Annotated in this window: 5 protein-coding genes and 1 tRNA gene; 2 read left to right on the plus strand and 4 right to left on the minus strand. The window is 58.3% G+C overall.

Annotated elements, in window-relative coordinates; all coding sequences use genetic code 11:
* Window positions 1-18: 18 nt before the first annotated feature.
* Both EN914_RS24510 and EN914_RS24515 read right to left on the minus strand, forming a co-directional pair.
* Window positions 19-270, minus strand: coding sequence for a GIY-YIG nuclease family protein (locus tag EN914_RS24510; RefSeq protein WP_024505909.1), 252 nt, complete (start codon window positions 268-270; stop codon window positions 19-21).
* A gap of 95 nt (window positions 271-365) precedes the next feature.
* Window positions 366-456 (minus strand) — tRNA-Ser (locus EN914_RS24515).
* Window positions 457-905: 449 nt separating this feature from the next.
* On the opposite strand from EN914_RS24515, the gene EN914_RS24520 reads away from it, so the two are divergent.
* Window positions 906-2,033 (plus strand): porin, encoded by a 1,128-nt coding sequence (locus EN914_RS24520; protein WP_024503078.1) that lies wholly within the window; start codon window positions 906-908, stop codon window positions 2,031-2,033.
* Between the two features lie 238 nt (window positions 2,034-2,271).
* On the plus strand, window positions 2,272-3,354 hold the full coding sequence (locus EN914_RS24525) for a site-specific integrase (protein WP_024503077.1): 1,083 nt from the start codon (window positions 2,272-2,274) through the stop codon (window positions 3,352-3,354).
* Window positions 3,355-3,413: 59 nt separating this feature from the next.
* On the opposite strand, the gene EN914_RS24530 is transcribed toward EN914_RS24525, so the two are convergent.
* Both EN914_RS24530 and EN914_RS24535 read right to left on the minus strand, forming a co-directional pair.
* A complete protein-coding gene (locus EN914_RS24530; RefSeq protein ID WP_024503076.1) occupies window positions 3,414-4,313 on the minus strand; it encodes an alpha/beta fold hydrolase in 900 nt (299 codons plus the stop codon).
* Between the two features lie 109 nt (window positions 4,314-4,422).
* A partial coding sequence (locus tag EN914_RS24535) for a transglycosylase SLT domain-containing protein (RefSeq protein WP_164778883.1) occupies window positions 4,423-4,732 on the minus strand: 310 nt, incomplete at its 5' end.

Here is a 4,732-nt window from a genome sequence, read left to right on the forward strand (position 1 = left end):
GGATAGGGAAAAAGGCCTTCAGCGGGGCTCTGTTCGCCAAAACCGTTTGCTCGCGAAAGCCTTGCCCGATCCGCTCTTGAAATATCGCTCGAGTTGCCGTGCGTTGGCCTCGGTTTCGACCGCGATATAGGTCTTCAAGGCTGCGGGCAGATAAGCCTTGGTGGAAGTCACCTGGCCCAAACGATGCGATTCGAAACGGCGTCGAAGGTCGTTTGTCGACCCGACATAGATATCGCCGTTATGGAGCTGCAGGAAGTAGACGTACCACATGGTCCCCCTACGCTACTTCGTAGCTTCGGGCGACACTCCTACGCCCAAAATGCGGTTCCGGGTGGCCTGCCACCCGAAGCCCGCAGGGCGTAGGGTGGCGGAGAGGATGGGATTCGAACCCACGAGAAGCTTTTGACCTCTACTCCCTTAGCAGGGGAGCGCCTTCGACCACTCGGCCACCTCTCCGTTGCGCCGGTGGATAAAGAAAAGCGCCGGCACAATCAACAAGCCCGCATCATTATATGCAAAAATAAGAAGGCGCCGAACCGCGATCTTCCATGGATGTGGCGGTTCTGCGGTTGTTTCTGGCTAGCGACTCGGGAACTCGCCATGATTCCGTCGGTCCATCGCCGGATTCGCCGGCAAACAAGGGGTTGCAGTGGCCTGATGGTTAACGAGAGGTTTCTGAGTGAGGCCAAATCGTGTCATTTGTGCAACAACGCCAGGGGATAGCAGCCAGGCAGCCCTTTCACCGGTACGATCGTGGTTGAACGCCGCCGTCCCATGAGTAATGTCGATTTCGAAGGAGCGGCGCGGTGCGCATCTTTTTCGGTAGTGGGGATGGGGCAGGGAACGCTGTCCTTCAGCAAAGAATACCCAGACCCGTTTTTTAACTTTTGACTGGAGGTCAGAAAATGAACATCAAGAGCCTTCTTCTCGGCTCCGCTGCGGCCCTGATCGCAGTTTCCGGTGCGCGCGCCGCCGACGCCGTCGTCGTCGCCGAGCCGGAACCCGCTGAATACGTCAAGATTTGCGACGTCTACGGCGCTGGCTACTTCTACATCCCCGGCACCGAGACCTGCCTGCGCATCGGCGGCTATGTCCGTTATGACATCGGCGTGGGCGATGCGGCTTCATTCGACGGCGTCAACAACGTTCCGGATCACTTGGACGCTGGCGACACCAACGACACTTATTGGAAGCAGGCTCGCTTCACGCTGAAGACCTGGACCGGCCAGGAAACCGAACTCGGCACCTTGAAGACCTACACCGAGACGCGCTTCAACTTCGGCAACACGTCAGGTGACTATGCTACCGACGGCCCGACGGATCCAGACAACTGGCAGGCTCGCAATTCGGGCATCTCGCTGAACTTCGCCTGGATTCAGCTTGGTGGTCTCCGCGTTGGTAAAGACGAATCGGCCTTCGATACGTTCGTCGGTTACGCCGGCAACGTCATCCAGGATACGCTGGTTCCCTACGGCACGTTCGACACCAATGTCATCCAGTACTACTTCGATGCTGGCAACGGCTTCTCGGCGGTGGTCTCGCTCGAAGAAGGGTCTGGCGACGATACGATCGATAGCTACGTTCCGCATGTCGTCGGCGGTGTGAAGTACACGCAGGGCTGGGGCGCCATCACCGCGGTTGCTGCTTATGACAGCAACTACGAAGCATGGGCCGGCAAGGCTCGCTTGGATGTGAACGCTACCAACGAACTGTCGCTGTTCTTGATGGCCGGCTACGGAAGTGACGACGACTTCCTGGATCCGAACACGGGCCACAACTTCTTCAAGCTGTGGGACGGAAGCTGGGCGATCTGGGGTGGTGGCAGCTACAAGTTCAACGAGAAGACCTCGTTTAACGTGCAGGCCTCTTATGACGACGGCAAGAAGTTCGGCCTCGCGGCCAACATTGCCTACGACATCGTTCCCGGCTTCACCATCACCGGCGAAGTTGACTACGTGAACGCCGCTGATAGCGACTGGCACGAAAGCTACGACGGCATCGGCGGCGTGCTCCGCTTCCAGCGCTCGTTCTAAGGGCTGGTTCCTTACAGGTGAAATCCAGCCCGGGCGCGCAAACGCCCGGGCTGTTTTTGTTTCGTGACTGGATTAAGGCAAACGGAAGGATGGGGGTAACGGTAGCTGAATAAATCCGTGGGGTGGTTTCGTGGGATCCGCTGATGGGCGGATGAAATCACAACTGCGTGATTAAAATCTCTTGAAAGGACGCTTCCAAGCGGGTAGGGCTGACCTATCCCACTCGGGGGTGTGGCAAATGATGACGAACGAAGCGATTCAAGAGGGCGAGTCCTCTGATCATTTTTCGATGTTTTCTTCTCAAAGTCCGAAGATTCGATACACCTACAACAAGATTAGAGAAGTAAAATCGCATCGGGTCGGAGATCTTTTTTCAGCATATCGGGACATATTATGGGATGATGGGCGGCATAAGTATAATGTCAGCTCGTTCATCGGCGAAATAGACGAGATCCTCCTTGGGGAGCGTTTCAGCGCCTTTGACCAAAGTACCCTGGACAACCTTATCGGCACCTTGCGCCAGCGCGGCAACAGCAACGCAACCATCAATCGAAAGATGGCTGCCCTCAGCAAACTGCTGCGCAAGGCTCACAAGATGGGAGATATCCACAGCCTGCCCGAGTTCCGCCGCCAGAAGGAGCGGGCGGGTCGGATTCGCTTCCTCGAAAGGGACGAAGAGGCGCGCCTGTTCGCCGCCATCAAGAACCGCAACGAGGATGCCTACAGGCTTTCCGTCTTCCTGGTCGACACCGGATGCCGTCTCGGCGAGGCGCTCGGGCTGATCTGGAACGATATCCAGGAGCATCGCGTCTCCTTCTGGATCACCAAATCCGGCCGCAGCCGCACCATTCCAATGACCGAGCGGGTCAAGGAGGTCATCAAGCTGCCTCCCACCGAGGGTCGCCGGCCAAAAGGACCGTTCACCAAGCTCAGCCAGGCACAGTTCCGTGCCATCTGGAACGACGCGAAGGCCGAAGTCGGCCTCGGCGCCGACGATCAGGTGGTGCCGCACATACTGCGCCATACCTGCGCCTCGCGTCTTGTCCAGGGCGGCATCGACATCAGGCGCGTGCAGATGTGGCTCGGCCACCAGACGCTGTCGATGACGATGCGCTACGCGCATCTGGCCACCAACGATCTCGATGGCTGTGTCATCGTGCTGGAGACACCTCGATCGACTCAGCCGGCTGGCAGCACGGAAGGCTCTGTGTTTTCATCACCCGTTATGACGACTTCTTCGGCAGAGCGAAAACAGAGGGGCGAGGCAGCCACGGCAAAGGAGTCGCCGAAAGCGACTCGGAAAAGCTCAAAAGCCAAGTAGGCTGAAGAATTCTGCCTATACTATCGTAGCTATCCCGTGACCTTGTTTGGTCATGGGATTTACTTCGGGATTTTCTTCCGCTCGGCTTGATCGAGAAAGGCGGCTATGTAGCCCGGTAGGCTGCCAGTCTCGAGGAACGGCGCGTGGCCCTGGCCCTCGACAGTGATCGCCTCCATCATGGAATGGCGCTCTCTCATCTGCTTGAGCGTATCTATGGACAGCAATCTCGAATTGGCGCCACGTATGGCGAGCAACGGGATGGCGGCCAACGCCTCGAATTGGGGCCATAGATCAGGCAGCTTCTGCGTCAGATCGAGGCTCGCAACGGTATCCACCAGCTTCGGATCGAAATCCGGCACCAACCCACCATCCGTTTCGCGGTAGAGAGCCCATACCATCCGATCCCAATCGGCGCCGGCAAGGGCGGAGAAGTCTTCGCCATGCACGCTGCGCTGGGCGGCGGTCGCCTGTGTGAGGGTTTTCGGTGCCGGGTCGCGCTCGAGATAAGACTGGATATGGGCAAGTCCGGCCGTCTCGATCACCGGTCCGATGTCGTTGAAAACAATGGCTTTCAGGACGGATGGCCGCATCGTCCCGAGCACATGGATGATCAATCCCCCGCGCGAGGTGCCGATGAAGGCCGCTTCTCCGATGTTCAGCGCCGCCAGCCCGGCGAGAATGTCGCCGGCCTCCACGCCGACATTGTAATTTTTGACGTCGGGATCATAAGCTGACTGCCCGCGCCCGCGGTAGTCGAAGGCGATGACCTTTCGTGGAGTTGCCGCATGCGTCGACAGATAGAGCGCCAGCTCGTGAAAATCCCTGGCATTGCGGGTCAGGCCAGGCAGGCAGACAACCGGCCAGGGTCCGGAATTGGCCTCGCCATAGACGCGCGCATGGAGTTTTAACCCGTCCGGTGCGCTGTAGAAGAAGTCGGAAAAAAGCTGCTCGCTTGCCATCGGAATGTGCGACCTCACTGTATCAATCTGGACAGCTACAGGCGAGGGCAGGGATGGTCAATAAAAGGCGCTCTTGCCTTCTCCCACAAGTGGAGAAGGACAGAAAGGCTCAACTCCGCCCGTTCACCAGATCCCCGACAATGTCGTATTTGCCGGAAATACGCATCTTGTAGACCTCGTAATTCTCCATCACGCGCTGAACGTAACTTCTTGTTTCCGTGTAGGGAATCCGCTCGATCCAGTCGACGACCGCGTCGATGTCCTTGCCGCGCGGGTCGCCATATCTGCCCACCCACTGCCTGGCCCGGTTGGGGCCGGCATTGTAGCCGGCGAAGGTCAGCACGTAGGAGCCGTTGAAGCGGTCGAGCTGTTCGCCGAGGAAGGCCGAACCAAGCGTCGCGTTGTAGCCGGCATCGGTG

Origin of the sequence: Mesorhizobium sp. M7A.F.Ca.CA.001.08.2.1, from assembly GCF_003998455.1 — a bacterium.
In the GTDB taxonomy this organism is placed as follows: Bacteria; Pseudomonadota; Alphaproteobacteria; order Rhizobiales; family Rhizobiaceae; genus Mesorhizobium; species Mesorhizobium ciceri.